Raw genomic sequence first — 25764 nt, 5'->3', positions numbered from 1 at the left:
TGTCATGTTTCCAGCCAGCGCCCTGTGGCGATGGCCTTTGACCAGAGGAACGACCGTGCATAACGTCGTGATCAGCGGCACCGGCCTGTACACCCCGGCCCAGAGCATTTCCAACGAAGAACTGGTGGCCTCCTTCAACGCCTGGTCGCAGCAATTCAACCAGGACAACGCCGCCGCCATCGAGCGTGGTGAACTCGAAGCGGCGCCGCTGTCCGATGCGGCATTCATCGAAAAGGCCTCCGGCATCAAAAGCCGCTTTGTCATGGACAAGGCCGGTATCCTCGACCCGCAGCGTATGAAGCCACGCCTGCCAGAGCGCAGCAACGATGAGCCGTCGGTGCTCTGCGAAATGGCCGTGGCTGCTGCCCGCCAGGCCCTGGAGCGCGCTGGGCGCACCGCTGCCGATGTCGACGGGGTGATCGTCGCCTGCTCCAACCTGCAGCGCCCGTACCCGGCCATTGCCATCGAGGTGCAGCAGGCGCTGGGTATCCAGGGCTTTGCCTTCGACATGAACGTGGCGTGTTCGTCGGCCACCTTCGGCATCCAGACCGCCGCCAACAGCGTGGCCCTGGGCCAGGCCCGGGCAGTGCTGATGGTCAACCCGGAGGTGTGCACCGGCCACCTGAACTTCCGTGACCGTGACAGCCATTTCATTTTCGGTGATGCCGCCACCGCGGTACTGATCGAGCGTGCCGACCAGGCCACCTCGGCGCACCAGTTCGACATCGTCAGCAGCAAGCTGTGGACCGAGTTCTCCAACAACATCCGCAACAACTTCGGTTTCCTCAACCGTGCGGCGGAAGAGGGCGAAGGCGCAGCGGACAAGCTGTTCATCCAGGAAGGCCGCAAGGTGTTCCGTGAGGTGTGCCCGAAAGTGGCCGAGCTGATCGGTGAGCACCTGCAGGAAAACGGCCTGCAACCGAGCGATGTGAAGCGTTTCTGGCTGCACCAGGCCAACCTCAGCATGAACCACCTGATCGTCAAGAAACTGCTGGGACGTGAAGTGGCCGAGCAAGATGCACCGGTGATTCTGGACCGTTACGCCAATACCAGTTCGGCCGGGTCGGTGATTGCCTTCCACCTGTACCAGGATGACCTGGCCAAGGGCTCGCTGGGTGTGTTGAGCTCGTTTGGTGCGGGGTATTCGATTGGTAGCGTGATTCTGCGCAAGCGCTGATTGCTTGGGGCCGCTTTGCGGCCCATTCGCAGCACAGTTTCACAGGCAAAAAAAAGCGGGAAACGCCGTATGGGTCGGCGTTTCCCGCTTCAGGTGAAGCAGAGGCGTTTGCAGCTTAGAACTTGGCTTCCAGGTCTACCTGCAGGGTGTCTACGTCAGCATCGCTGTTCGGCAGGTTGGAGTAGTCGGTCTTGGCCATCATGTAGGCCGCGCCCAGGGCGAAGTTCTTGTCGATTTCGTAACCCACTTTGAACTTGTGGCCACGGGAACCGGTGAAACCGTTGCCGAAGTCAGAGTCGGTGAACAGGCTGACGACACCGTTGCGCTGCACGTCGCGGTAGTTGTAGTCCAGGCTCCAGGCACCGATCTTGCTCTTCAGGCCGGCCAGCCATGCCTTGTCCTTGCCATCGGTGCTTTCGGTGTTCTTGACGAACTGGCCGTAAGCCGACAGAGGGATGGCGAAGCCGGTAAAGTCGACCTGACCGAAGCCTTCCACCAGGTTGAATTCGTCGGTGGTGTTGCCCAGCGAGCGCAGGGCTGCCGAGGCCTTGTCGTTGTCGTAGCCGTAGATGCTGCCACCAACGGTAACCTTGACGGTATCCGCCGCGTTGAACTTGGTACCCAGCTGGGCCGCATACAGCTGTGCGTCGTGCTTGAACTGCACGCCGTCGCCGTCGACGTTGTCCTTCAGGTTGTAGTGGCCGATGCTGCCGAACACTTCGGCCGGGCCGAGGTTGGTCTTGTAGGTGGCGGCCACACCTTCCGGGTTGATGTCGCTGTCCCAGATGATGTCGCCCATGCTCACCCATGGCTGCATCATCTTGCCGCCGATCAGGTGCAGGTTCGGCACGGCGGTCGGGTGCCAGTCGAGGTACGCCAGGTCGACCCACAGCGATTTCTTCTCGAAGTAGTTGTCCAGGCTCTGGTTGGTCGAGCGGGCGTCGGCGCTGCTGCCGGTGGCCACACGCACACCGGCGTCGACCTGCGGGTTGATCTCGCTGTAGAAGCCGACACGGGCACGTACGCGCTCACGGTCCTGGTTACCACTGCGGGAGATCGGGTTGTCGACGTTGACGTCTTCGTAGCGCAGGCGCACGTCACCCTTGATCTGGGTCTTGGCGGCCCATGCCACTTTTTGTTCAAAGGAGCTCATACGTTCGGACTGAGCTTTCTGGTCGGCCTTTTCCTTGGTTTCTTTTGCCAGGTCGCCCTGCAGTTCGTTGTACTGCGCCTGGTTGATCGAGCCATTGGCGCGGAGCATTTCGAGCAGCTTGGCGTCGACAGCAGCACTGGCCGGGGCGCTCAGAGCCAGCATCATGCCGGTGAGGCTCACTCCGGTAAGTGTAGAAACAAGACGCATAAGGTTCTCCCTACTGAAAAAAATGGGGGAGGCTCAAGCGCCTGCCCCTGCGTTGGCATGTCTTCGGAAAGGGCCTGAATAGACAGGTTCTGGGGTTCCGGAAAACAGGCGCAAGTATTGCGGGGGCAATGACAGATTAATGTCTAATTAGTGGCACTGTTGTTAAGTAATTGAGAATAAAAGGATCAGCCTGGCGATCGTCATTTGAGTGGCGGGCATTCCTTGGGGATACTGAAGGCCTTCAGACAGCGAGCCGAAACCGTGACCAGCCTGTACAGCCTTGCCCATTTACGTGATCTTCCGGCGACCACCTGGGATGCCCTGGTGCCAGCCGGTCAACCGTTCCTGCGCCATGCATTTCTCAGTGCCATGGAGGACAGCGGCAGCGTGGCGCGCAACACCGGCTGGGCCGCCGAGCACCTGGTGCTGGAGCGTGACGGGCAGGTAAGGGCGCTGTTGCCGGCGTACCGCAAGTGGCACTCGTTTGGCGAGTACGTGTTCGATCATGGCTGGGCCGATGCCTGTGAGCGGGCCGGCATCGCCTACTACCCCAAGTTGCTCGGCGCGGTGCCGTTCAGCCCGGTCAGCGGGCCACGCCTGCTGGCGGCTGACCCGGCTGACGGCTTGCTGATGCTGCAGGCCCTGCCGGAGTATCTGGGCAAGGGCGGGCTATCCGGTGCGCACATCAATTTCACCGACCCGGCACTGGATGCGCAGCTGGCTGGCTTGCCTGGCTGGATGGAACGCCTGGGTTGCCAGTTTCACTGGCAAAACAGAGGGTATCGCGACTTCCAGGACTTTCTCGACAGCCTCAGCTCACGCAAGCGCAAACAGATGCGCAAGGAGCGCGAGCAGGTGGCGGGGCAGGGCATCGACTTTCGCTGGTACCGCGGCGATGAGCTGGACGAGGCGCAGTGGGATTTCGTCTTCCTGTGTTATGCCAACACCTATGCGGTGCGCCGCCGTGCACCTTACCTCACCCGCGATTTTTTCAGCCTGCTGGCCGAGCGCATGCCCGAGGCCGTGCGTGTGGTAATGGCGCGCCAGGGCGGGCGTGATGTGGCGATGGCCTTGAGCCTGGTAGGTGGCGACAGCCTGTTCGGCCGTTACTGGGGCTGCCTGGATGAGTTCGACCGGCTGCATTTCGAGACGTGTTTCTACCAGGGCATGGACTTTGCCATTGCCGAGGGCTATCAGCGTTTCGATGCCGGGGCACAGGGTGAGCACAAGCTGATTCGCGGGTTCGAGCCGGTGTTGACGCGCTCCTGGCACTACCTGCTGCACCCAGGACTACGGCGGGCGGTGGAGGAATTTCTGCAGCAGGAGCGGGAAGGGGTGAAGGGGTATGCCGAGGAGGCCAGGGAGATGTTGCCCTATCGTCGGGACTGAGTTGTTTCAGGCTGTCACCCATCCTGTGGGAGCCTAATCGACCCCGACAAAGCCCCCGGTCTGGTGGTGCCACAAGCGGGCATACAAGCCTTGTTGCTCCAGTAGCTCACTGTGGCTGCCACTTTCGACAATCCGCCCCTTGTCCAGCACCACCAGCCTATCCATGCGGGCAATGGTCGACAGCCGGTGGGCGATGGCAATCACTGTCTTGCCCTGCATCAGCGTCTCCAGGCTTTCCTGAATCGCTGCCTCCACTTCCGAGTCCAGCGCCGACGTGGCTTCGTCCATGATCAGGATCGGCGCATTCTTCAACAGCACCCGGGCGATGGCGATGCGCTGGCGCTGGCCACCCGACAACTTGACCCCGCGTTCACCTACATGGGCATCGAAGCCGGTGCGCCCCTGGGCGTCCGACAGCTGCGGGATGAACTCGTCGGCGCGGGCACGACGCACGGCTTCGAGCAACTCGGCCTCGCTGGCGCCGGGGCGGCCATATAGCAGGTTGTCGCGGATCGAGCGGTGCAGCAACGAGGTGTCCTGGGTGATCATGCCAATTTGTGCGCGCAGGCTGGCCTGGCTCACTTGGGCAATGTCCTGGCCATCGATGAGGATGCGCCCACCCTGCACGTCGTACAGGCGCAGCAGCAGGTTGACCAGGGTCGACTTGCCCGCCCCGGACGGGCCGATCAAGCCGATTTTCTCGCCTGGGCGAATGTTCAGGTCAAGCCCTTCGATAACGTAGGCGGCTTTGCCGTAGTGGAAATCGACGTCCTCGAATCGCACCGCGCCTCGGCTGACCTTGAGTGCCGGCGCATTGGGCAGGTCGGTGACCGTGACTGGCTGGGCGATGGTCTGCAGGCCGTCCTGGACCATGCCGATGTTCTCGAAGATGCCGTTGACCACCCACATGATCCAGCCCGACATGTTGACGATACGGATCACCAGGCCGGTGGCCAGGGCGATGGCGCCGACCGTGATCATTGATTGGCTCCACAGCCACAGCGCAAGCCCCGTGGTGGTGACCACCAGCAGGCCATTGAGGGTGGTGATGACCACGTCCATGCTGGTGACCACGCGCGATGCAAGCTGGGTTTTTTCGGTCTGTTCGCGGATCGCTTCGCGTGCGTATTGCTGTTCGTAATCGGTGTGGGCGAACAGCTTCAGGGTGGCGATGTTGGTGTAGCCATCGACGATGCGCCCCATCAGCTTGGAACGGGCGTCGGAGGAGATCACCGAGCGTTCCTTGACCCTTGGCACGAAGTAGAAGAGCGCGGCGATGTAGCCGACGATCCACAGCAGCAGCGGCAGCATCAGGCGCCAGTCGGCCTCGGCGAACAGCACCAGCGAGGTGATGGCGTAGATCAGCACGTGCCACAGCGCGTCCACGGCCTGCACAGCGGAGTCGCGCAGGGAGTTGCCGGTCTGCATGATGCGCTGGGCGATGCGCCCGGCAAAGTCGCTTTGGAAGAAGTTCAGGCTCTGCTTGAGCACGTAGGTGTGGTTTTGCCAGCGGATCAGGCTGGTCATGCCGGGGTTGATGGTCTGGTGCACCAGCAGGTCGTGCAGGCCGAAAAACACCGGCCGCAGCAGCAGGATCACCACCAGCATCCAGATCAGCTCGCCACTGTGCTCGCTGAAGAAGTTGGCATTGGGCGTGCCCTGGGCCAGGTCGATGATGCGGCTGAGGTAGCTGAACATCGCCACCTCGATCAGCGAGGCGAACAGGCCGACCACCAGCAGGGCCAGGAAGCTAGGCCACACCTGGCGCAGGTAATACAGGTAGAACGGCCACACGGTAGTCGGCGGTGACTCGCTGGGGGCTTCGCGAAAAATGTCGATCAGTTGCTCGAAACGGCGGTACAGCATGGGTAACGGCACTCCTGTTCCATCCTGCCCTCAGGCGGTTTCACGTCCCTGTGAAGCCTGCGGTCAGTCGATGCGTTTGGCCGACTTGATGTACACCGGGTCCGCCGGTACATCGCGCATGCCTTTCTTGATGGTGGTCGGCGAATTGACGATCTGGTCGACCACTTCCATGCCCTTGGTCACCTTGCCGAATACGGCGTAGCCACGGTCACGCCCTGGGTTGAGGAAATCGTTGTCGGCCACGTTGATGAAGAACTGGCTGGTGGCGGAGTTCGGGTCCGAGGTGCGCGCCATCGACAGGGTGCCACGGGTGTTCAGCAGGCCATTGCTGGCTTCGTTCTTGATCGGGTCGTTGGTGTTCTTCTGCACCATCTGGTCAGTGAAGCCGCCGCCCTGCACCATGAAGCCCGGGATCACCCGGTGGAAAATCGTGTTGTTGTAGAAACCGCTGTCGACGTACTGCAGGAAATTCTTCGTGCTGACCGGTGCCTTCTCGGCGTTCAGCTCGATTTCGACCTGGCCGAAGCTGGTGTCCAGCAGAACGTGCGGGGTCTTGTCAGAGGCCATGACGCTGGTGGCGAAGGCGACCGAACAGGCGGTGAGCAGGAGTTTTTTCAGCATGGGCTCAAAGATCCTTGAGAGGTGGAGGCGGCTGCGAGGAACTGCAGCAGGGTCTGGTTGAAGACCTCGGGTTGATCGAGGGGTGTAGCGTGCCGGGAATCGTCGACGACGACCAGCCTGGCATTGGGCATAAGGGCGACGTAGCGTTCTTTCAGTTGTATCGGGGTGTAATCGTGGTCGGCGGCGATGACCAGGGTAGGACAGTGGATCTGCCCGATGCGTTCCTGCACGCCCCAGTCGACAATGGCGTCGAAACTCTTGAGGTAGGCGCGTTTGTCATTGCGTGCCCAGCGCTGGGCCATCGTCTGCCGCAGGTTTGCTTGTCGGGGCTTGGGGAACAGCCGCTCGGCCAGGCCCTTGCCAACGGTTTCGACACTCAGGACACGCGCCAGGCCCCAGCGCTTGAACCACCATACCCAGTCACTGCGGGTGCGGCGCTTGACTTCGGGGGCACTGTTGACGATGCACAAGCTGCGCAGCCATTGCGGGTGGTCGACGGCAAACTGGAAGCCGATCATGCCACCCATGGACAGGCCGACGAAGTGTACGGGGCCTGTGTGCAGGTGTTCGAGCAAGGCCAGCAGGTCGGCACTGAAGGTGGCGATCTGGTAACCGTCGCGGGGTTTGTCGGAACGGCCGTGGCCACGGATGTCCATGAGGATTACCCGGTAGTGGCGGCTGAGCGCCGGCACCTGCAACTCCCAGTCCTGGCAGCTTGAGCCCAGACCGTGCAGCAACACCAGGGGTTCGCCCTGGCCATATTCCTCGTAATGCAGTGCGCATCCTTCGTGTTCGAAATAGGCCATGGGCGCGGTCCTCTCAAGCTTGTGGGGGGGCTGCGAAGGGCACGTCCAGTGGCGCGGTGTCGAAATTGCGCAGCAGGTCGATGAGAATCTGCGTAGCCGGGCCCAGGGTCTTCTCTTTGCTCGAATAAAGGTAGAACAGCGGGTGACGGCTGCCACCCTGATCTAGCGGTAAAGGCTTGAGCACGCCTTCGCGCAGTTCACGCTCGATCATGTGCCGGGGCAGCCAGGCAAAGCCCAGGCCGCTGCTGACGAAGGTGGCAGCGGTGCCCAGGCTGCCGACGGTCCAGCGTTGTTCGGCACCCAGCCAGCCGACGTCGCGTGGCTGGGCGCGGCCGGAGTCGCGGATCACCACCTGCAGTTGGCTTTCCAGGTCCTGGAAGGTCAGTTCGCGGCCCAGGCGGTGCAGGCTGTGTTCGGGGTGAGCGACGGCGACAAACTCGACCGCGCTCAGTTCGGCGCCCAGGTAGCCGCCGATGCTGTAACTGCTGATGGCCAGGTCGGCGATGCCTTCGTGCATCACTTCTTCTACGCCAGACAGCACTTCTTCACGCAGGCGCACCCGGCAGCCGCGGCTCTGTGGCATGAATGCGGCCAGCGCGCGCACCAGGCGGGCACTGGGGTAGGCGGCATCGACCACCAGGCGCACTTCGGCTTCCCAGCCCTGTTCCATGTGGTGGGCAAGGTCTTCGAGCTGGCTGGCCTGCTTGACCAGGTGGCGCGAGCGGCGCAGCAGCACATTGCCGGCCTCGGTCAGCACCGCCTTGCGGCCATCGATGCGCAACAGCGGCACACCCAGTTGCTCTTGCATGCGGGCCACGGTGTAGCTGACCGAGGACTGCGAGCGGTGCAACGCCTCGGCGGCCTGGGCAAACCCGCCGTGATCGACCACTGCTTGCAGGGTTCGCCACTGGTCTAGGGTTACGCGCGGCGCTTTCATCTTTCGCTCCTGTTGTCCTAAGCTGCGCTCTTTCAAGGAGAGCGGCCGATGAAGAAATGTTGTGCGGCAATACTTATGTGCCTGCCCCTCGCGGCCATGGCGTACCCCATCGATGTGGAGAAAGAGCTGACCGGGGTCAAGCTCGACTACACCGCCTATGACACGGCCTACGACATCGGCGCCATCACCCTCAACAACTATGGGCAGGTCCCGGCGGCGTGCAAGGTGACCTTTCGCAATGGCCCGGAGGCACCGCGCGTGCGACGGGTGAACGTACCGGCCGGTAAAAGCGTCGATGTCACCGCCAAATTCAATCGGCAGATCATCAAGCTGCGGATCGCCTTGAGCTGCAGCGCGGAACAAACTGATTAATCGATTGATTGAACCCACTTTTTACGCTTTTTTATCGATAGGTCAAGCCTTAATCTCACCTCCATCGAATCGCAACCCTATTTGCCGATGGAGGCACCCCATGTCCCGCGTACTGATCATCGAAAGCAGCGCCCGCCAGCAGGATTCCGTTTCCCGTCAGCTGACCGCTGATTTCATCCAGCAATGGCAGGCTGCTCACCCGGCCGATCAGATCACGGTGCGCGACCTGGCGGTCAACCCGGTGCCGCATCTGGATGCCAACCTGCTGGGTGGCTGGATGAAACCCGAAGAACAGCGCAGCGCCGCCGAATTGGATGCCCTGGCCCGATCCAACGAATTGACTGATGAGTTGCTGGCAGCCGACGTGCTGGTGATGGCCGCACCGATGTACAACTTCACCATCCCCAGCACCCTCAAGGCCTGGTTGGACCATGTGCTGCGCGCCGGCATCACCTTCAAGTACACGCCTACTGGCCCACAAGGCCTGCTGACCGGCAAGCGCGCCATCGTCCTGACTGCCCGCGGCGGTATCCATGCCGGTGCCAGCAGCGACCACCAGGAACCGTACCTGCGCCAGGTGATGGCCTTCATCGGTATTCATGATGTCGACTTCATCCATGCCGAAGGCCTGAACATGAGCGGCGAATTCCACGAGAAGGGCCTCAACCAGGCCAAGGCCAAGCTGGCGGCGGTAGCCTGAGATTCACTGAATTCCCAACCCTGACACCTGTTGTTGCTCCTTTGGGTGTATCTGCCCGGCCTGCATGGCCGGTTTTTTTTTGCCCGGCATTTTGTGCAGGCCAGTGCAGCCCCTACATTCCTCATGGTTGAACTCATTTGCCGCAACCCGCTAAGGTCGCGGCCTTGATTCACGAGAGGCAACCATGGGCTACCTGATAATCGTCGCGCTGATCCAGGCGTTTTCCTTCAGCCTGATCGGCGAGTACCTGGCCGGGCACGTCGACAGCTACTTCGCTGTGCTCGCACGGGTACTGTTGGCGGGCCTCGTGTTCCTGCCGCTGACCCGCTGGCGCCAGGTCGAGCCGCGCTTCATGCGCTCGATGCTGCTGATCGGCGCGCTGCAGTACGGCATCACCTACGTCTGCCTGTACCTGAGTTTCCGCGTGCTCACGGTGCCAGAGGTGCTGCTGTTCACCATTCTCACGCCGTTGCATGTGACCCTGATCGAAGACGCCATGAACCGGCGCTTCAACCCTTGGGCGCTGCTGGCCGCGCTGGTTGCGGTGGCGGGCGCCGGGGTGATCCGCTTCGACAGCATCAGCGGCGAGTTCTTCATCGGCTTCCTGTTGCTGCAGCTGGCCAACTTCACCTATGCCGCCGGCCAGGTGCTGTACCGCCACCTGGTTGCGCGCTACCCCAGCGACCTACCGCACTACGCCCGCTTTGGCTATTTCTACCTCGGCGCCTTGCTGGTGGTGCTACCGGCCTTTTTGTTGTTCGGCAACACGCAACACCTGCCGAGCACCGATGTGCAATGGCTGGTGCTGCTGTTCCTGGGCCTGTGCCCGACCGCGCTGGGGCTGTACTGGTGGAACAAGGGCGCATGCCTGGTTTCTGGCGGCACACTGGCGGTGATGAACAACCTGCATGTGCCGGTCGGGCTGCTGCTGAACCTGCTGATCTGGAACCAGCACGAGCCGCTGGGGCGGCTGTTCATCGGCGGCGGGATCATCCTGGCGTCGGTGTGGCTGAGCCGCCTGGGTGGCCGTGCGCAGGCGCCGATGGCCGGCAAGGCCTGACATGCACACCATCTTCGTCATCGTCGCACCGATTTTCGCCTTGATTCTGGTCGGCTACTTGTGCCGCAAAACCAACAAGCTGGGCGACAAGGCCGCCGCCGAAATCAACAAGATGGTGGTCTGGCTGTGCCTGCCGGCGTTGCTGTTCAAGGTGACGGCCACTGCCACCTGGAGCGAGATCTGGCACCCGGGGTTCATCGCAGCCTTCGTCGCGGGGGCCCTGGCCATGTTCGTAATCACCTTGCTGTGGCGCTTGACCAGTGGCCATGGCCTGGTGGCGTCGAGCATCGACGGGCTCAGTGCCGGGTATGCCAACACCGGCTATATAGGCATCCCGTTGTGCCTGCTGCTGTTCGGCCAGGCGGGCTTGCAGCCGGCGCTGATCTCCTCTTTGATCGTGGTGTGCCTGGTGTTTGCCATTTCCCTGACGCTGATCGAGGTCGGGCTGCAGGAAGAACGGCAAATCGGCCGCGCCATCGTGGTGGTTGGCAAGGCGCTGGCGAAGAATCCGTTGGTGATCTCGCCATTGGCGGGGGCGGCCTGGGCGGTGTCTGGCTGGGGATTGGCAGAGCCGGTGATGCATTTTCTCGACATGCTGGCGTTGGCGACCACGCCGTGCGCGCTGGTGTCGTTGGGCGCCTTCCTGGCCGAAAAGCGCCCAGGTGCGCAGGCCAGCCCATGGCCGCTGGTGGTCATGAAACTGGTGGGGCAGCCGGCGCTGACCTGGGTGCTGGCGTACAAGGTGTTCAGCCTGCCGAGCATGTGGGCGGCTTCGGCGGTGCTGCTGGCAGCGCTGCCGACCGGGACCGGCCCGTTCATGCTGGCGGAGTATTACAACCGTGAGGCGGGGCTGATTTCGCGCACGATCCTGCTGTCGACGGTGGCGTCGCTGGTGACCTTGACCGGGTTGCTGTACCTGCTGGGGTATGCGGGGTAGCGGCTGCTGTACTATGGCCGCGCGGCGCAGGCTGTGATAATGGGGGCAATCACAGGGGCCTTATCATGCTGACCATCTCCAACAATGTGCATCTGCCGGATGCCGACATCGAACTGACCTACATCCGTGCGCAAGGCGCGGGTGGGCAGAATGTCAACAAGGTGTCCAGCGCCGTGCACCTGCGCTTCGACATTCCGGCCTCGTCACTGCCCGAGTTCTACAAGGAACGGCTGTTGGCGCTGCGTGACAATCGCATCACCGGCGACGGCGTGTTGATCATCAAGGCCCAACAGTACCGCACCCAGGACCAAAACCGCGCTGACGCCCTGGCGCGTCTTGCCGAGTTGATCATCGCGGCCACCAAGACCGAGAAGAAACGCCGCCCCACCAAGCCCACCCTCGGCTCGAAGACCCGCCGCCTTGAAGGGAAAGCCAGGCGGAGCACTGTCAAGGCGGGCAGGGGCAAGGTGGACTTCTAGTGCAGCCCCGGTAATCTCAAGCTTCGCTCAGCTGTTCCAGGCGATGCTGGACAGGCTCTTGCGCCAAACGCCCGCTCAACCCCACCCGCATGTCATTGCCGCTCGGCTGCTGATACAGGCTCAAGCCGAACTCTGGCAACACCGCCAGCAGGTAGTCGAAGATATCCCCCTGGATCCGCTCATACTCCGCCCATGCCGTGGTGGTGGTGAAGCAGTAGATTTCCAGCGGCACGCCTTCGGCGGTGGTCTGCATCTGCCGCACCATGCAGGTCATGTTCGGGTGAACGTTGGGGTGGTTCTTCAGGTAAGCCAGGGCAAACGCGCGGAAGGTGCCGATGTTGGTCAGCTTGCGGCGATTGGCCGACAGCTCGGCGACAGGCCCCAGGGCTTCGTTCCAGTTCTGCAGCTCCTGGCGCTTGCCTGCCAGGTAATCGCCAAGCAACTGAACCTGGCTCAGGCGCTGTTCCTCTTCGCGGGTAAGGAAGCGCACGCCGGCGGCATCGATGAACAGGCTGCGTTTGATTCGCCGGCCCCCGGATTGCTGCATGCCGCGATAGTTGCGGAACGACTCGCTCATCAGGCGCCAGGTGGGGATGGAAACGATGGTCTTGTCGAAGTTCTGCACCTTCACCGTGTGCAGGGTGATATCCACCACGTCACCATCGGCACCTACCTGCGGCATTTCGATCCAGTCACCCACATGCAGCATGTCGTTGCTGGTCAACTGCACGCTGGCGACGAACGACAGCAGGGTGTCCTTGTACACCAACAGCAGCACCGCCGACATGGCACCCAGACCCGACAGCAGCAGCAACGGCGAACGGTCGATCAGGGTGGCGACGATGACGATCGAGGCGAAGATCCACAACATCATCTTGGCCAGTTGCACGTAGCCCTTGATCGAGCGGGTGCGGGCGTGTTCGGTGCGAGCATAGATGTCGAGCAGGGCATCCAGCAGGCACGACAGCGCCATGGTCATGAACAGCAGGGTAAACGCCAGGGCGACATTGCCGAGGAAGTGCTGGGCGGTGTCGGACAGCTCCGGCACCAGCTTCAGGCCGAACTGCAGTACCAGCGACGGGGTGGTTTGCGCCAGGCGGTGGAACACCTTGTTGTGGCGCAGGTCGTCCAGCCACTTCAGCGCTGGCTGGCGGGCCAGCAGGCGCGCGCCGTGCAGCATGAGGAAGCGCGCCAGGCGGCCGACCACCAGAGAAATCAGCAGCAACACCGCCAAGCCGATGGCAGCGTGCAACATGGGATGTTGGTCGAGGGTGCCCCACAGGTCGAGGGAGTCACGCCAGATTCTTTGTATATCCATGGGCTTGCGTACAGTCTTGTTGCGAAACGAAGCATCATTAGAGCGCGGATGGCGACAAAGTTGCCAAAAGAAATTCGGCTAAGGCGGCAGAAAACGTTACCCTATGCAACTGAATTTCCCGCACTTGCCTGAGGTTACCTCCGTGTTCTCCCAATTCGCCCTGCATGAACGCCTGCTTAAAGCCGTGGCCGAGCTTAAATTTGTCGAGCCAACCCCGGTGCAGGCCGCGGCCATCCCCCTGGCCCTGCAAGGGCGTGACCTGCGCGTGACCGCGCAGACCGGCAGCGGCAAGACCGCGGCTTTCGTGCTGCCGCTGCTCAACCGTCTGGTCGACCTGAGCGGCCCGCGTGTCGAAATCCGCGCGCTGATCCTGCTGCCGACCCGCGAACTGGCCCAGCAAACCCTCAAGCAGGTACAGCTGTTCTCGCAGTTCACCTACATCAAGTCGGGCCTGGTCACCGGCGGCGAAGACTTCAAGGAACAGGCCGCCATGCTGCGCAAAGTGCCGGACGTGCTGATCGGCACCCCGGGCCGCCTGCTTGAGCAACTGAATGCCGGCAACCTCGACCTGTCCCATGTGAAGGTGCTGATCCTCGACGAAGCCGACCGCATGCTCGACATGGGCTTTGCCGAAGACATGGAGCGCCTGTGCAAGGAGTGCGAGAACCGCGAGCAGACCCTGCTGTTCTCCGCCACTACCGGTGGCGCGGCCCTGCGCGACATCATCGGCAAAGTGCTGAAAGACCCTGAGCACCTGATGCTCAACAGTGTTTCGCAACTGGCCGAAGGCACCCGCCAGCAGATCATCACCGCCGACCACGACCAGCACAAAGAGCAGATCGCCCAGTGGCTGCTGGCCAACGAAACCTTCGACAAGGCGATTATCTTCACCAACACCCGCGCCATGGCCGACCGCATCTACGGTCACCTGGTGGCCAAGGACGTGAAAGCCTTCGTGCTGCATGGCGAGAAAGACCAGAAGGACCGCAAGTTGGCCATCGAGCGCTTCAAACAGGGCAGCTCCAAGGTACTGGTAGCCACCGACGTGGCAGCCCGTGGCCTGGACATCGACGGCCTGGACCTGGTGATCAACTTCGACATGCCACGCAGCGGTGACGAGTACGTACACCGTGTGGGCCGCACTGGCCGTGCCGGTGGTGAAGGCCTGGCGATCTCGCTGATCACCCACAACGACTGGAACCTGATGTCGAGCATCGAGCGCTACCTCAAGCAGCAGTTCGAGCGCCGGGTGATCAAGGAAGTGAAGGGCACTTACAGCGGGCCGAAGAAGGTCAAGGCTTCGGGCAAGGCTGTTGGGGCCAAGAAGAAGAAAGTTGACAAGAAGACCGGTGACAAGAAGGCTGCCGCCAAGCGCAAGCCAACCGCCAAGCCGAGGGCCAACGCACCGCTGGCCAGCGCTGATGGCCTGGCGCCGCTCAAGAAGCGTAAGCCTGCTGCCGAGTAAATTTCAGTAGGTGTACTGGCTTCTTCGCGGGCAAGCCAGCTCCCACAAGAACATCACGGGTTCTGATGGCTGTGTTGTTCCTGTGGGGGCGGGTTTGCCTGCGAGAGGGGCGCAGGCGGCCACTAATCGGCCTTCTTCTCTGCCGTTTTCAATTCCTTGATCCGCTGATCGATCAGCTGACACTTGTCGGGCAAGTCCTTGCTCGCCGTCTCCAAATCCATCCCCTGAAGCTCGTCATTGATCTCCTTGGCCTTCTGCGGGTTTTGTTCGGTCAATTGCGTGACCAACCCGGCAAGCTCTTCACGTTTTTGCGTTGCTTCTTCCGGTGTGCAGGCCCAGGCGGGCAGGGCGCAGAGCAGGGCTGTGGCGCAGGCAATGGGCAGTAGCGGTTTCATCCTTTCTACCTCCAGCGGTGGCTATGCGCGGTGGAGGGCTAAAGGGGCGTGGTAGTTCAGCGTTAACGACCGATGGCGGAAACAGTCACTCAGCCAGCAAGGTGGGGGCGCGCCGTCATGTCTATGCCTAATGCCTTCATTACGGTCAGGAACGACTTCAGGGTCGGGTTGCCGTGCTCGCTGAAAGAGCGGTAGAGCTGTTCGCGAGACAGGCCAGTTTCTTTGGCCAGTTCGCTCATGCCCTTTGCACGGGCCACCACGCCAACCGCTTTGGCAACATAGCCGGCATCGCCAGTCTCAAGTGCGTCGGTCATGAACTGCGCGATTGCTTCGGGCGTTGTGAGGTACTCGGCGGGGTCGAATTCGGAAAAGGTTTCAGTCATTTTGCATCCTCCACGAACGCAGAATCTGGTGGGCTGCCTTGATGTCACGCTGTTGGCTGCTTTTGTCGCCACTACATAACAGAATGACGAAAGTGTTGCCCGTCTGATGGAAGTACACCCGGTAGCCAGGCCCGTAGTGAATCCTGAGTTCACTGACGCCATGGCCAACCGGAGATACGTCGCCAGGTAAACCCTCCATTAACCGGTTGATCCGAGAAATGATGCGGGCTCTGGCGCTGCTGTCCCGCAGGCCGGTCACCCAATGTCTGAAACTGCTGGATTCGATTTTCTTCATCGAGTGAATGTAGTTTATAAACTACAGGCGGCAAGTCAGCAAATGGTTTCTGCCTGTTGCCGCCTAAGCGGCTTCTAGCAATGGCATTTCTTCCAGCGTTCATTTTTCGGAACACCGTCCTCACCGGCAGGTCCCAACCTGTGTACCCCTTCCGTCTACAGCAGGAGCCCATCAACATGAGCATCGCCTACGACTGGGACCTGATCGAACGCTTGCTGCACGAAGTGCAGAATGGCGCCGGTCACAGCTTCACGCCCCGCCCTTATGCCGAGCAGCATGCCGCAGCGCTGGCCGCCAAGGGTGAGCCACTGGGCGACTTGGACCACCTGAAAACCCGCGCCTGCGAGTATGAAAAGCTGCTGTTCGAGCGTGGCTTTATCGAGAGCCGGCACGAAGACGACGGCGGCAATGGAGAAAACTTCGTGCTGACCGAACGCGGTTCGCGCTTGATGAGCCTGATCGACAGCAGCATCCCCGGCTTCGAGCACCCGCGCCAAGTGCTGGATGAGCAGGAAGATGCCTTGGACGAAGCGACGTTCGAACGGGTATCTGCGAAGGCACAGATTGCTTGATGTCGTTTTAAGGCTGGCAAGTGCGGCGCTGGAAACCCGATAATCGGTAGCTTCTGAACGCTGCCGAGCCTTGCCCATGCCCACGACGACCCCAGAGGCCCGCTTATGAGCGCGGTCCGCAAGAACCCAGACGCCTTTGCATTCCAGGTGATGCTGGGGCTGTGCCTGATCTGGGGTTGCCAGCAGGTGCTGATCAAGACCGCTGCTGTCGACATCGCCCCGGTGATGCAGGCTGCGCTGCGCAACGGTATCGCTGCCGTGCTGGTGGGCCTGATGCTGTGCTGGCGTGGCGGTTGGGAGCAGGTCGGCAGCACCTGGCGCGCCGGGCTGGTGGCAGGCGGGCTGTTCGGCGTGGAGTTCCTGTTCATTGCCGAGGGCCTGAAACTGACTTCGGCGGCGCATATGTCGGTGTTCCTCTATACCGCGCCCGTATTTACCGCATTGGGCCTGCATTTTCGGCTACCCAGCGAACGCCTGCGGCTGCTGCAGTGGGTGGGCATTTTGCTGGCCTTCGGTGGTATCGCCATGGCCTTTGCCGGTGGCATGTCGTTCGAACACATGGATGGCCGTACCCTGTTGGGTGATGCGTTTGGCGTGATCGCCGGGCTGGCCTGGGGCGCGACCACGGTGGTGGTGCGCTGTTCACGGCTTTCGGAGGCGCCAGCCACCTTGACCCTGTTCTATCAGTTGGCGGTCGGTTTTGCCGGGCTGCTGTTGATTGCCCTGCTCAGCGGGCAGATCGGCGCGGTGTCGCTGACGCCGCTGGCGATGGGCAGCGTGCTGTTCCAAGGGATTGTGGTGTCGTTCATCAGCTATCTCACCTGGTTCTGGTTGCTGCGCAAATACCTGGCGTCGAACTTGGCGGTGTTTTCGTTCATTACCCCGCTGTTCGGGGTGACGTTTGGTGTATTGCTGCTCGATGAGCCACTGAGCGTGAATTTTGTGGTTGGGGCGTTGATGGTGCTGCTGGGGGTGATTCTGGTGAGTGCCGAGCCTTGGGTTAAGCAGCAGTTGCGGCGGTTTGTAGGCTAGTACGGGCCATTCGCACTAGCCCCCCGGCCACTACCAACCCGGCTGCAGCCAGCATCAGCGCCGGCTGTAGCCCGCCGCTGTAATGGCTGCTGAGCGCCGCCAGCAACGGCCCGCTCAACTGCCCCAGGGCAAAGCACGCGGTCAGCAGCCCGGCATTGCGCTGGGTGGCATGTGGTGCCAGCTCCCGCGAGCGCTGCATCACCAATTGCATGCAGGCCAGGAATGGCCCGCCGCACAGCACTACACCCAGCGCCAACCCGATGCCTCCGCCCATCAGGCAGGCCAGCACGCCCAGCCCTTGCAACCACAGGGTGGCCGCGAGCCAGCGCGCGGTGCTACTGCCACGGCGCAGGCTCACCAACAGCACACCCAGCGCCGCCGCCAGGCCGAACGCCGGCCAGAACAGGTCGGCCAGCCACTGCCCGCGAAATTGCTGATTGGCCATCTGTGACAGGAAGGTGGCCGGCAGGATGTAACCCACGCCATACAGTGCATACACCAGCCCCAGGCGGCCAATGCCGCCGCTGCGGGTCGGGCCTTGCTGCTCTGGCGACGGAGCTGGCGCGGCTTGCAGCGACCGTGGCAGCCAGGGCCGCACGGCCAGCAGCATCACCAGTGCAGCCACGGCATAGATCAGCCACAGTGCTGCCGAGCCCAGCCCCAACAGATGCGCCACCAGTGCCAACAGCCCCGTCACGGCGATGCCCAGGCCGGGCCCTGCAAACACCAGGGCACCTAGCCGTTGGCGGTTGTGGGCATTGGCCACCTGTTGGCTGAGGCTGGTGATCATCACCAGCACCCAGGCACTGGCCACGCCGGTGCCAAAGCGCAGCAGCAGGTGGCCCCAGAAGCCTTCGGCAGCCCAAGAGGCCAGTGTCAACAGCACGCACAACCACAGCCCGCCATGCAGGCGCAGACGCACCTGGCCTGGCGAGCGAGCGAACATGGCGTCCACCGCGCCTATGAAATAGCCCAGGTAGTTGGCCGCCGCCACCAGCCCTGCGACTGTCAGGTCGAACTGGCCTTCGGCAATCAGTTGTGGCAATTGCGGGGTGAGGGCGAAACGGCCGATGCCCATGGCCATCATCAGCGCCACGGCGCTGGCCAGCAGTTGAATGAGTGGCGACATGACAGGTCTCCTGCACGGATGTAAGCGATGGTTGGCAGGTTAGGGCGATTTCATTTTCAATAAAATTGAATAATGATGATCAAGTTGTTCTGTTTTGGAGAATGCTGTGGAGTTCAGCCAACTGCGTATCTTTCAAGCCGTAGCCGAGGAAGGCTCGGTCACCCGTGCCGCCGAACGCTTGCACCGGGTGCCATCGAACCTCTCGACACGTTTGCGCCAGCTTGAGGAGCAACTGGGTGTCGAGCTGTTCCTGCGCGAACGCCAGCGTTTGCAGCTGTCGCCTGCGGGCAAGGTGCTTCTGGACTATGCCCACCGCATGTCGGCCCTGCGCGACGAGGCGCTGGCTGCCGTGCGAGGCGGTGAGCCGGCCGGGGACTTCGTGCTTGGGACCATGTACAGCACGGCGGCGACCCATCTGCCGGCATTGCTGGCGCGTTATCACCAGGCATACCCGGCAGTGAACCTGCAAGTGCGCGCCGCACCCAGCGGCGAGCTGCTCGAAGGCCTGCTCAGCCACCGCCTGGATGCCGCTCTGGTGGATGGGCCGCTGAACCTGGCGGGGCTGGATGGCGTGCCGCTGTGCGATGAGCAACTGGTGCTGATCACCAGCCCCGAGCACCCGGCGGTGCATACTGCCAAGGACGTGGCAGGCAAGGCGGTGTTCACCTTCCGTCAGGGCTGCTCGTACCGCATGCGTCTGGAGGCGTGGTATGCCCATGCCCATACGCCGATGGGCCGGGTGATGGAGATCGAGTCGTACCAGAGCATGCTGGCCTGTGTAATCGCCGGTGCGGGTGTGGCGATGATGGCCCAGTCGATGCTCGACAGCCTGCCCGGGCGCGACCGGGTGAGGGTACACCCGCTGCAGGCGCCGTTCGACCAGGCGGTTACCTGGCTTATGTGGCGTCAAGGGATGCGCGGGGCTAATCTGCAGGCATGGATCGACCTGCAACAAAGCGAAACGATTAGCCAGTCGTCGGAATGCGCCGCCACGGCTTGATCCGCGTCAAAATGGCCCTTATCTGTAGGAGCAGAGGCATGCGTAATACAGGACATCGGGCTATGATCTGTATGAAGCATCGCAGGATTGATTCGCCGTGAGGTTGACCCGTCAAGGGGGCATTATGAATAAACCACTGTCAAACTGGCTCCACGACCTGGCGGTCGCCTTGGGGCTGATTCCACCACCCTTGCAGCCGGTGCCGATCCCGACTGATGAAGAGCAGCGCAAGCGCCAACCGCGTCGTCGCTGATTAAAGACAAAGGCCGCTGCACCTGGGTGGGTGCAGCGGCCTTTTAGTGTCTGCTGATTGTCTATTGCCAGTGCAGGCGATACCTATCAGGCCAGATTCACTGCACCGACTGGTTTGCGCGACATCAGGCTAACCACCACAAAACTCACCAAGCCAATCGCCAGGCTGTAGTAGATCGGTGTATTGGCCTCCAGCCCGTCCTTGAACATGAACAGCAGCGCAGTGGCAAAGCCCAGCGACATGCTGGCAATCGCACCGGCAGTGGTCGCACGTTTCCAGAAGATTGCCCCGATCAGCGGGATCAGCATGCCGCCGACCAGCAGGTTGTAGGCCAGGGTCAGGGCGTTGATCACATCGTTCACCATCAGCGCGATGCCCAGCACCACCAGGCCGGTGAGCAGGGTGAACAGGCGGCTGAGCCCCAGGCTCGATTGCTTGCCGCCACGCAGCTTGGGCAGCAGGTCTTCGGTCACAGTGGTCGAAGCGGCCAGCAGGCCGGCACTGGCGGTGGACATCATGGCTGCCAGTGCTGCGGCCATCAGCAGGCCACGGATGCCATCGGGCAGGGTGCTCTTGATCATCTCGGCAAAGGCGTTGTTCGGGTTGGCCAGGTCGGGCATCAGCACATGTGCCGCCATGCCGATGGCAGCGCAAGCCAGGCCGTACACCACACAGTACACACCGGCGACGGTGCCGGCACGCTGGCAGACCTTTTCATCGCGAGCAGTGAATACACGCTGCCAGATGTCCTGGCCGATGAGAATGCCGAAGAAGTAGATCAGGAAGTAGGTAACGATGGTGTCCCAGCCAATGGTGGTCAGCTGGAAGCTGGCCGCTGGCAATTTGGCCACCAGGGTGTCCCAGCCACCGGCCTTGTACAGGCACACCGGCAGCAGGATGAACATCAGGCCGACGGTCTTGATCACGAACTGGACGATGTCGGTCAGGGTCAGCGACCACATGCCGCCAATGGTCGAATACAGCACCACCACACCGCCGCCGAGCAGCAGCGAAGCCCAGAACGGCAAGTCCAGCAGCACTTGCAATACGGTGGCCATGGCCAGGGTCGAGGTGACGCCGATCATCAGCGCGTAAGCCAGCATGATCACGGCGCTGGCCTGACGTGCGGTAGGGTTGTAGCGTTGCTCAAGCACCTGGGTCACGGTGAAGATGCGCAGGCGCAGCAACGGTTTGGCCAGGAACAGGTTGATGGCGATGATGCCCAGGCCCAGGGCTGCGCACAGCCAGAAACCGGAAATGCCGTGAACGTAGCCCAGGCGCACAGTGCCAACGGTAGAAGCGCCACCGAGCACGGTGGTGGCCATGGTACCCATGTACAGCACCGGGCCGAGGTTGCGCCCGGCTACCAGGTAGTCTTCATGGGTTTTCGCGCGTCGCATGCCGTACCAGCCCAGCCCGAGCATGCCGGCGGTGTAGATCATTACAACAATGATGTCCAAGGCCATTGGGGGTCTCCCGATTATCTTTATTATGGCGAGATCGACCACGCGGGCGGCTTACGGCGCCCGGCGGTCTTGTCGTGTTGTTGGCGGGCCTCTGTGGCCCTCCCTCATGGCTCCTGCCGGGGTATTGCAAGTACTGCCAGCTCTTTTGTAGGAGCGGCCTTGTGTCGCGATTGGGCCGCAGAGCGGCCCCGGCAATCTATGCATCACGGCCACAAACCGGGGGCCGCTTTGCGGCCCGATCGCGACACAAGGCCGCTCCTACAAAGGGCCGTCGGTCAGCGGCGCACGACGCCTGGTAGCACGCAGAGCATTTCGAACAGCAGGTTGGCACCGAGCAGCGAGGTGTTGCCGGTGGTGTCGTAAGGCGGGGAGACTTCGACGAGGTCACAGCCGATCAGGTCCAGGCCGTGGCAGCCGCGAATGATCTCCATCGCCTGGATGGTGGTCAAGCCGCCAATTTCCGGGGTGCCGGTACCGGGCGCCCAGGCCGGGTCGATGCCGTCGATGTCGAACGACAGGTAAACCGGGCCGCCGCCGACCTTTTCCCGTACTTCGGCCATCAGTGGCTCCAGCGATTTGTGCCAGCACTCTTCGGCCTGAACCACGCGGAAGCCCTGGCGGCGGCTCCAGTTGAAGTCATCGGCGGTGTAGCCCTGGGCGCGCAGGCCGATCTGTACCACGCGGTCGCAATCGAGCAGGCCTTCTTCCACGGCGCGGCGGAAGGTGGTGCCGTGGGCGATCTTCTCGCCGAACATGTGGTCGTTGACGTCGGCGTGGGCGTCGATGTGTACCAGGCCGATCTTGCCGTGCTTCTTGTGCAGCGCACGCAGGATCGGCAGGGTGATGGTGTGGTCGCCACCCAGGGTCATGGGGATGACGTTGTGCTCGACGATCTCGTCATACGCCTCTTCGATGATGCGCACGGCGTCCAGCAGGTTGAAGGTGTTGATTGCCACGTCACCGATGTCGGCTACCGACAGCGAGTCGAACGGGGCGGCACCGGTGGCCATGTTGTAGGGGCGGATCATCACCGACTCGGCGCGGATCTGCCGTGGGCCGAAGCGGGTGCCGGAACGCAGCGAGGTACCGATGTCCAACGGTACGCCGACGAAGGCGGCATCCAGGCCTTTGGCGCTTTGCAGGTGGGGGAGACGGAGCATGGTGGCGATGCCGCCGAAACGCGGCATTTCGTTGCCGCCCAGTGGTTGGTGGAGAGTCTTGTCCACGGTGGGCCTCATCAGTCGGTCGATTGTTCTGTTTGTTCGAACCTGTGCCGCCGCGCGCCTTTCAAGTGTGGTTTTGCCGGCGGGCAGGGACATTTCGGCCAAGTCTGCTCAAGGTAGTGCCCGGGAAGAATCGCTACCGACAAATACTTAGTTCAGGATTTTCTGAACTAAAGGCTGGCGCAGCGGTTAAACTGCGCGCAAATACCCTCGTGGAACCGTTGCACCATGGCCTCGACCCTGCCCGACCTGAAACTGCTGCGCATCTTCATCAGCGTGGTGCGCCACCAGGGCTTTGCCAACGCCCAGCGCGAACTGAACCTGTCCACCTCGGCCATCAGCACCTACATGAGCCAGCTGGAGGGTGCTTTGGGTATCGTGCTGTGCCACCGTGGGCGTGGGGGCTTCAGCCTGACCAGCAAGGGCGAGCTGTTCCATCAGGAAACCCTGCGCCTGCTGGCCGAGCTGGACGGCTTCGAGCAGTATGCCGCCGCCCTCAAAGGCGAGTTGCGCGGCACCCTCAATCTTGGGGTGATCGACTCCACGGTCGGCGACCGTGCCTTGCCGCTGGCCGAGGCCATCGGGGCCTATAGCCAGGAACACCCGGCGGTGCACCTGCATCTGTCGGTGTCCAGCCCTTACGAGCTGCAACTGGGTGTGCAGGACAACCGCCTGGACCTGGCCATCGGCGCGTTTTCTTCGCGCATGAGCGGGCTGCTTTACCAGCCGCTGTACCGTGAACAGCATTGGTTGTACTGCAGCAGCCGCCATCCGCTGTACACCGAGCGGCGCATTCCCGAGCAGGTGGTGACCCAGCAGCGCATGGTCGGGCGCGGCTACTGGAGCCAGGCCGAACTGGCCCGGCATGGCTTCAAGCACAGCGCGGCAACAGTGGAAAGTATGGAGGCGCAGTTGATCCTGATCCTTTCCGGCGCCTACATCGGCTACTTGCCCGAGCACTACGCCCAGGCCTGGGTCGACAAGGGCGACTTGCGCGTGCTGTCGCCGTCGACCTTCGGTTACCAGGCCCCGTTCTCGCTGATCATTCGCCGTGGGCGTAGCCGTGAACCGTTGATCCAGACCTTCCGTGACCTGCTGAAAAGCCAACTCAACGTGGGCTGAGATGCGACGTATTCATGCATTCCGTCGGGAGGCGTTAAATTCTGGCAAAAGCTGACCGCTATCCTGATAGCGCTCTGCTACACATCAACTTGCGCTGATGATTTTCCCTTCATTTCATCCTGCAAGGATCGCCCAAGATGCGCATGAATTTGCCCGTCACTGAGCACGAAAGAACCTTCTCCAGCGATCAACGCCTGATTTCCACCACGGACCTCAACAGCCGCATCACCTACTGCAATGACGCCTTTGTGGCGATCAGCGGTTTTACCTACGACGAGCTGGTCGGCCAACCGCACAACCTGGTACGCCACCCAGATATGCCGCCGGCGGTGTTCGACCATATGTGGGAGACGATCAAGCAGGGCAAGCCGTGGATGGGGGTGGTCAAGAACCGGGCGAAGAATGGCGATTACTACTGGGTCAGCGCCTACGTCACGGCGATTTACGAACAAGGCCGCATCAGTGGCTACGAGTCAGTACGCTCGGTGCCCACAAGGGATCAGATTCGCCGTGCCGAAGCGCTGTACGCGCGCTTGCGCGATGGGCGCGGGCCGGTGCCGTGGGCGGCTCGCCTGGGGCACGGTCTGGGCCATGGCTGGCCACTGATCGGCGCAGGCCTGGTGTCGGCGGCGGGTTACCTATGGCTACCGCCCTATGCGGCGCTTGGTGTACTGATGGCCAGCTTGCTGCTGGCCTGGTACCTGATCGAGCACCGGCAGAACCAGGTCATCCGCCGCACGCTGGCTGAGCACCCCAAGGCCTTTACCAGCCCGTTGGTGGCGTTGACCTACAGCGACAATCCAGGGCTGCAAGGCCAGCTTGACCTGGCCATCATCAGCGAGGAAGCACGCCTGCAAACGGCCCTCACCCGGCTTGTGGATGCCGGGGTCGGGGTGAAGTCGCGGGCGGCGCAATCTTCCGATCTGTCCGATGCCCAGGCGCAGATGCTCGACCGCCAGCGCAGTGAAACCGATCAGTCGGCCACGGCCATTGCGCAAATGGCGGCCACCATCCAGCAGGTTACCCACAACGTGCAGAGCACGGCACATGCGGCGGGTGATGCCGACCAATTGGCGCAGCAGGGTAGCGAGCTGGCGCTGCAGAGCCTGAAGGCCATGGGTAGCATGAGCGATGCGGTCAATGACATTGGCCAGGCAGTGAATGCCCTGGCAGAGCAAACCCAGTCGATAGGCAGCGTGGTCGACGTGATCACCTCGATTGCCGAGCAGACCAACCTGCTGGCGCTTAATGCCGCCATTGAAGCGGCGCGTGCCGGCGAACAGGGGCGCGGGTTTGCCGTGGTGGCTGATGAAGTGCGTTCGCTGGCCCAGCGCACCCGCGCTTCGACCGACGAGATTCACCACATTATCGCCTCCTTGCGGGCCGGGGCAGAGCGGGCAGTGAGCACGGCCAGCCGGGGCGAGCAGATCTCTCGGGACAGCGTGCACAGTGTCGAGGCGGTGCAGGCGGCGCTGAGCGGGATTGCCCAGGCGGTCAGTCGCATCACCGGCATGAGCCAGCAGATGGCGACGGCATCGGAGCAGCAAAGCCATGTGGCCGAGGACATCAACCAGCAGATCGTGAGGATTGCCCAACTGTGTGACCAGAGTGCCGGGCAGGCCAGGCAGGGCGCGCAGATCAGCCAGGACCTGGAGCGCATGGCGGAGTACCTGCATAGCCTGGCGGAGCGGTTCAACCGCTGAGAAGGCCGGGCCCGCCAAGCGGGCCCCGGTTCTGTGGCAAACTGTCTCCGCCAAGGAGAACCCCATGCCCAGACCCCGCTGCGAGCGCTGTCAGCGCCCGCTCGACCACTGCCTATGCCCACTGATCCCCGCACTCGACAGCAATACCCGCGTGATTCTGCTGCAGCACCCCAGTGAAACTGCCCATGCCCTGAATACTGCTCGCCTTGCGGCCCTTGGCTTGAACAATGCCGAGTTGCGGGTGGGTGAGGTTTTCAACGACTTGGGCGATTTGCTCGCGACGCCTGGTTACCGGCCGGCCCTGCTATTTCCGGGCGACGATGCTCGGGTGCTGACGGCTTATGGTGAGGCCGAGGACAAACCGTTGCTGCTTATCGTGCCCGACGGCACCTGGCGCAAGGCGCGCAAGTTGTTGTACATGAACCCGCTATTGGAAGGGTTGCCGCGGGTCACGCTGGGGGCTGTCGCGCCTTCACGTTACCGGCTGCGCAAGGCGCCTGAGGCGGGGGCACTGTCGACTATCGAAGCGGTGGTGGGAGCATTGAACGCGTTGGAGCAACCCGTTTGCTTTGATGCACTGCTGGCGCCGTTCGAAGCGTTGATCGAGGGGCAGATCAGGGCCATGGGCGAGGAGACGTTCCAGCGTAACCATGGCACCGAGTGAGGGCTGGGGGCTGCAATGCAGCCCCGGCTGATTCAAGCCC

At 62.3% G+C, this 25764-nt stretch carries 27 protein-coding genes; 15 read left to right on the top strand and 12 right to left on the bottom strand.

Translation table 11 applies throughout. The features are described from left to right. The first annotated feature begins 55 nt into the window (after positions 1-55). On the top strand, positions 56-1177 hold the full coding sequence (locus tag AB5975_02190) for a beta-ketoacyl-ACP synthase III (protein ID XDR20787.1): 1122 nt from the start codon (positions 56-58) through the stop codon (positions 1175-1177). Between the two features lie 115 nt (positions 1178-1292). On the opposite strand, the gene AB5975_02185 is transcribed toward AB5975_02190, so the two are convergent. Next, positions 1293-2537: a putative porin gene (locus AB5975_02185; GenBank protein ID XDR20786.1), complete on the bottom strand. Its 1245-nt coding sequence runs from the start codon at positions 2535-2537 to the stop codon at positions 1293-1295. 261 nt (positions 2538-2798) lie between these two features. Here AB5975_02185 and AB5975_02180 point away from each other — a divergent pair, with 261 nt between their 5' ends. Continuing rightward, positions 2799-3926: a GNAT family N-acetyltransferase gene (locus AB5975_02180; GenBank protein XDR20785.1), complete on the top strand. Its 1128-nt coding sequence runs from the start codon at positions 2799-2801 to the stop codon at positions 3924-3926. Between the two features lie 33 nt (positions 3927-3959). Here the strand turns inward: AB5975_02180 and AB5975_02175 are convergent, their stop codons facing one another. From AB5975_02175 to AB5975_02160, 4 genes are all read right to left on the bottom strand, one after another. After that, positions 3960-5792 (bottom strand): ABC transporter ATP-binding protein, encoded by a 1833-nt coding sequence (locus tag AB5975_02175; GenBank protein XDR20784.1) that lies wholly within the window; start codon positions 5790-5792, stop codon positions 3960-3962. Between the two features lie 63 nt (positions 5793-5855). Then, positions 5856-6413 (bottom strand): peptidylprolyl isomerase A, encoded by a 558-nt coding sequence (locus tag AB5975_02170; protein XDR20783.1) that lies wholly within the window; start codon positions 6411-6413, stop codon positions 5856-5858. After that, entirely contained in the window at positions 6407-7219 is an 813-nt protein-coding gene (locus AB5975_02165) for an alpha/beta fold hydrolase (protein XDR20782.1), read from the bottom strand. Before AB5975_02165 ends, AB5975_02170 begins: the two co-directional genes overlap by 7 nt. Before the next feature lie 13 nt (positions 7220-7232). Beyond that, positions 7233-8156 carry a LysR family transcriptional regulator gene (locus AB5975_02160; protein ID XDR20781.1) on the bottom strand — a complete coding sequence of 308 codons (924 nt, stop codon included), beginning with the start codon at positions 8154-8156 and terminating at the stop codon, positions 7233-7235. A 48-nt stretch (positions 8157-8204) separates the two neighbouring features. Here AB5975_02160 and AB5975_02155 point away from each other — a divergent pair, with 48 nt between their 5' ends. From AB5975_02155 to arfB, 5 genes are all read left to right on the top strand, one after another. Further along, on the top strand, positions 8205-8528 hold the full coding sequence (locus AB5975_02155) for a 3-phosphoglycerate kinase (GenBank protein XDR20780.1): 324 nt from the start codon (positions 8205-8207) through the stop codon (positions 8526-8528). A gap of 100 nt (positions 8529-8628) precedes the next feature. Then, the gene (locus AB5975_02150) at positions 8629-9228 is read left to right on the top strand and encodes an FMN-dependent NADH-azoreductase (protein ID XDR20779.1); all 600 of its coding nucleotides are present in this window, start codon (positions 8629-8631) and stop codon (positions 9226-9228) included. 184 nt (positions 9229-9412) lie between these two features. Beyond that, entirely contained in the window at positions 9413-10288 is an 876-nt protein-coding gene (locus AB5975_02145) for a carboxylate/amino acid/amine transporter (protein ID XDR20778.1), read from the top strand. Position 10289: 1 nt separating this feature from the next. Further along, positions 10290-11225 (top strand): AEC family transporter, encoded by a 936-nt coding sequence (locus AB5975_02140; GenBank protein XDR20777.1) that lies wholly within the window; start codon positions 10290-10292, stop codon positions 11223-11225. 65 nt (positions 11226-11290) lie between these two features. Continuing rightward, the gene (gene arfB / locus AB5975_02135) at positions 11291-11704 is read left to right on the top strand and encodes an alternative ribosome rescue aminoacyl-tRNA hydrolase ArfB (protein ID XDR20776.1); all 414 of its coding nucleotides are present in this window, start codon (positions 11291-11293) and stop codon (positions 11702-11704) included. Between the two features lie 16 nt (positions 11705-11720). Here the strand turns inward: arfB and AB5975_02130 are convergent, their stop codons facing one another. Further along, the gene (locus tag AB5975_02130; GenBank protein XDR20775.1) at positions 11721-13022 is read right to left on the bottom strand and encodes a mechanosensitive ion channel family protein; all 1302 of its coding nucleotides are present in this window, start codon (positions 13020-13022) and stop codon (positions 11721-11723) included. A 103-nt stretch (positions 13023-13125) separates the two neighbouring features. Here AB5975_02130 and AB5975_02125 point away from each other — a divergent pair, with 103 nt between their 5' ends. After that, positions 13126-14487 (top strand): DEAD/DEAH box helicase, encoded by a 1362-nt coding sequence (locus AB5975_02125; GenBank protein XDR20774.1) that lies wholly within the window; start codon positions 13126-13128, stop codon positions 14485-14487. Positions 14488-14609: 122 nt separating this feature from the next. Here AB5975_02125 and AB5975_02120 read toward each other — a convergent pair whose 3' ends face one another. The 3 genes from AB5975_02120 to AB5975_02110 form a co-directional block, all read right to left on the bottom strand. Continuing rightward, positions 14610-14882 carry a hypothetical protein gene (locus AB5975_02120; GenBank protein XDR20773.1) on the bottom strand — a complete coding sequence of 91 codons (273 nt, stop codon included), beginning with the start codon at positions 14880-14882 and terminating at the stop codon, positions 14610-14612. Between the two features lie 89 nt (positions 14883-14971). Continuing rightward, positions 14972-15265 carry an addiction module antidote protein gene (locus AB5975_02115; protein XDR20772.1) on the bottom strand — a complete coding sequence of 98 codons (294 nt, stop codon included), beginning with the start codon at positions 15263-15265 and terminating at the stop codon, positions 14972-14974. After that, positions 15258-15560, bottom strand: coding sequence for a type II toxin-antitoxin system RelE/ParE family toxin (locus tag AB5975_02110; protein ID XDR20771.1), 303 nt, complete (start codon positions 15558-15560; stop codon positions 15258-15260). The genes AB5975_02115 and AB5975_02110 overlap by 8 nt, the downstream gene beginning before the upstream one ends. A 176-nt stretch (positions 15561-15736) precedes the next feature. On the opposite strand from AB5975_02110, the gene AB5975_02105 reads away from it, so the two are divergent. Then, complete coding sequence (locus tag AB5975_02105; GenBank protein XDR20770.1) at positions 15737-16132, top strand: transcriptional regulator; 396 nt, start codon at positions 15737-15739, stop codon at positions 16130-16132. Between the two features lie 105 nt (positions 16133-16237). Next, positions 16238-17164, top strand: a complete 927-nt coding sequence (locus AB5975_02100) for a DMT family transporter (protein ID XDR20769.1) — start codon at positions 16238-16240, stop codon at positions 17162-17164. On the opposite strand, the gene AB5975_02095 is transcribed toward AB5975_02100, so the two are convergent. Then, positions 17133-18293: an MFS transporter gene (locus AB5975_02095; GenBank protein ID XDR20768.1), complete on the bottom strand. Its 1161-nt coding sequence runs from the start codon at positions 18291-18293 to the stop codon at positions 17133-17135. The genes AB5975_02100 and AB5975_02095 overlap by 32 nt on opposite strands. A 106-nt stretch (positions 18294-18399) precedes the next feature. Here AB5975_02095 and AB5975_02090 point away from each other — a divergent pair, with 106 nt between their 5' ends. Together AB5975_02090 and AB5975_02085 are read left to right on the top strand one after the other, a co-directional pair. Then, positions 18400-19293, top strand: a complete 894-nt coding sequence (locus tag AB5975_02090; protein ID XDR20767.1) for a LysR substrate-binding domain-containing protein — start codon at positions 18400-18402, stop codon at positions 19291-19293. 124 nt (positions 19294-19417) lie between these two features. Next, entirely contained in the window at positions 19418-19546 is a 129-nt protein-coding gene (locus AB5975_02085) for a PA1414 family protein (GenBank protein ID XDR20766.1), read from the top strand. An 86-nt stretch (positions 19547-19632) separates the two neighbouring features. Here AB5975_02085 and AB5975_02080 read toward each other — a convergent pair whose 3' ends face one another. Both AB5975_02080 and speB read right to left on the bottom strand, forming a co-directional pair. Further along, the gene (locus AB5975_02080; GenBank protein XDR20765.1) at positions 19633-21012 is read right to left on the bottom strand and encodes a sodium:solute symporter; all 1380 of its coding nucleotides are present in this window, start codon (positions 21010-21012) and stop codon (positions 19633-19635) included. Between the two features lie 275 nt (positions 21013-21287). Continuing rightward, positions 21288-22238 carry an agmatinase gene (gene speB, locus AB5975_02075; protein ID XDR20764.1) on the bottom strand — a complete coding sequence of 317 codons (951 nt, stop codon included), beginning with the start codon at positions 22236-22238 and terminating at the stop codon, positions 21288-21290. A gap of 225 nt (positions 22239-22463) precedes the next feature. Between speB and AB5975_02070 the strand changes: the two genes are divergently transcribed. The 3 genes from AB5975_02070 to AB5975_02060 all read left to right on the top strand — a co-directional run bounded on the left by AB5975_02070 (position 22464) and on the right by AB5975_02060 (position 25724). Beyond that, complete coding sequence (locus AB5975_02070) at positions 22464-23357, top strand: LysR family transcriptional regulator (GenBank protein ID XDR20763.1); 894 nt, start codon at positions 22464-22466, stop codon at positions 23355-23357. Positions 23358-23494: 137 nt separating this feature from the next. Continuing rightward, entirely contained in the window at positions 23495-25060 is a 1566-nt protein-coding gene (locus AB5975_02065; protein XDR20762.1) for a methyl-accepting chemotaxis protein, read from the top strand. A 64-nt stretch (positions 25061-25124) separates the two neighbouring features. Further along, positions 25125-25724: a tRNA-uridine aminocarboxypropyltransferase gene (locus AB5975_02060; GenBank protein XDR20761.1), complete on the top strand. Its 600-nt coding sequence runs from the start codon at positions 25125-25127 to the stop codon at positions 25722-25724. The last annotated feature ends 40 nt before the right edge of the window (positions 25725-25764 follow it).

The sequence above is a fragment of the Pseudomonas putida genome, assembly GCA_041071465.1.
In the GTDB taxonomy this organism is placed as follows: Bacteria; Pseudomonadota; Gammaproteobacteria; order Pseudomonadales; family Pseudomonadaceae; genus Aquipseudomonas; species Aquipseudomonas putida_P.
The sequence above is the reverse complement of the archived record's forward strand: the minus strand, read 5'-3'. Positions and strand labels throughout refer to the sequence as shown.

Bases quoted from the DNA above. Each gene is read 5' to 3' on its own strand.
- AB5975_02185 (XDR20786.1), bottom strand. From the start codon at position 2,537: ATGCGTCTTGTTTCTACACTTACCGGAGTGAGCCTCACCGGCATGATG.
- AB5975_02175 (XDR20784.1), bottom strand. From the start codon at position 5,792: ATGCTGTACCGCCGTTTCGAGCAACTGATCGACATTTTTCGCGAAGCC.
- AB5975_02170 (XDR20783.1), bottom strand. From the start codon at position 6,413: ATGCTGAAAAAACTCCTGCTCACCGCCTGTTCGGTCGCCTTCGCCACC.
- AB5975_02165 (XDR20782.1), bottom strand. From the start codon at position 7,219: ATGGCCTATTTCGAACACGAAGGATGCGCACTGCATTACGAGGAATAT.
- AB5975_02160 (XDR20781.1), bottom strand. From the start codon at position 8,156: ATGAAAGCGCCGCGCGTAACCCTAGACCAGTGGCGAACCCTGCAAGCA.
- AB5975_02155 (XDR20780.1), top strand. From the start codon at position 8,205: ATGAAGAAATGTTGTGCGGCAATACTTATGTGCCTGCCCCTCGCGGCC.
- AB5975_02150 (XDR20779.1), top strand. From the start codon at position 8,629: ATGTCCCGCGTACTGATCATCGAAAGCAGCGCCCGCCAGCAGGATTCC.
- AB5975_02145 (XDR20778.1), top strand. From the start codon at position 9,413: ATGGGCTACCTGATAATCGTCGCGCTGATCCAGGCGTTTTCCTTCAGC.
- AB5975_02140 (XDR20777.1), top strand. From the start codon at position 10,290: ATGCACACCATCTTCGTCATCGTCGCACCGATTTTCGCCTTGATTCTG.
- arfB (XDR20776.1), top strand. From the start codon at position 11,291: ATGCTGACCATCTCCAACAATGTGCATCTGCCGGATGCCGACATCGAA.
- AB5975_02130 (XDR20775.1), bottom strand. From the start codon at position 13,022: ATGGATATACAAAGAATCTGGCGTGACTCCCTCGACCTGTGGGGCACC.
- AB5975_02125 (XDR20774.1), top strand. From the start codon at position 13,126: ATGCAACTGAATTTCCCGCACTTGCCTGAGGTTACCTCCGTGTTCTCC.
- AB5975_02120 (XDR20773.1), bottom strand. From the start codon at position 14,882: ATGAAACCGCTACTGCCCATTGCCTGCGCCACAGCCCTGCTCTGCGCC.
- AB5975_02115 (XDR20772.1), bottom strand. From the start codon at position 15,265: ATGACTGAAACCTTTTCCGAATTCGACCCCGCCGAGTACCTCACAACG.
- AB5975_02110 (XDR20771.1), bottom strand. From the start codon at position 15,560: ATGAAGAAAATCGAATCCAGCAGTTTCAGACATTGGGTGACCGGCCTG.
- AB5975_02105 (XDR20770.1), top strand. From the start codon at position 15,737: ATGAGCATCGCCTACGACTGGGACCTGATCGAACGCTTGCTGCACGAA.
- AB5975_02100 (XDR20769.1), top strand. From the start codon at position 16,238: ATGAGCGCGGTCCGCAAGAACCCAGACGCCTTTGCATTCCAGGTGATG.
- AB5975_02095 (XDR20768.1), bottom strand. From the start codon at position 18,293: ATGTCGCCACTCATTCAACTGCTGGCCAGCGCCGTGGCGCTGATGATG.
- AB5975_02085 (XDR20766.1), top strand. From the start codon at position 19,418: ATGAATAAACCACTGTCAAACTGGCTCCACGACCTGGCGGTCGCCTTG.
- AB5975_02080 (XDR20765.1), bottom strand. From the start codon at position 21,012: ATGGCCTTGGACATCATTGTTGTAATGATCTACACCGCCGGCATGCTC.
- AB5975_02070 (XDR20763.1), top strand. From the start codon at position 22,464: ATGGCCTCGACCCTGCCCGACCTGAAACTGCTGCGCATCTTCATCAGC.
- AB5975_02065 (XDR20762.1), top strand. From the start codon at position 23,495: ATGCGCATGAATTTGCCCGTCACTGAGCACGAAAGAACCTTCTCCAGC.
- AB5975_02060 (XDR20761.1), top strand. From the start codon at position 25,125: ATGCCCAGACCCCGCTGCGAGCGCTGTCAGCGCCCGCTCGACCACTGC.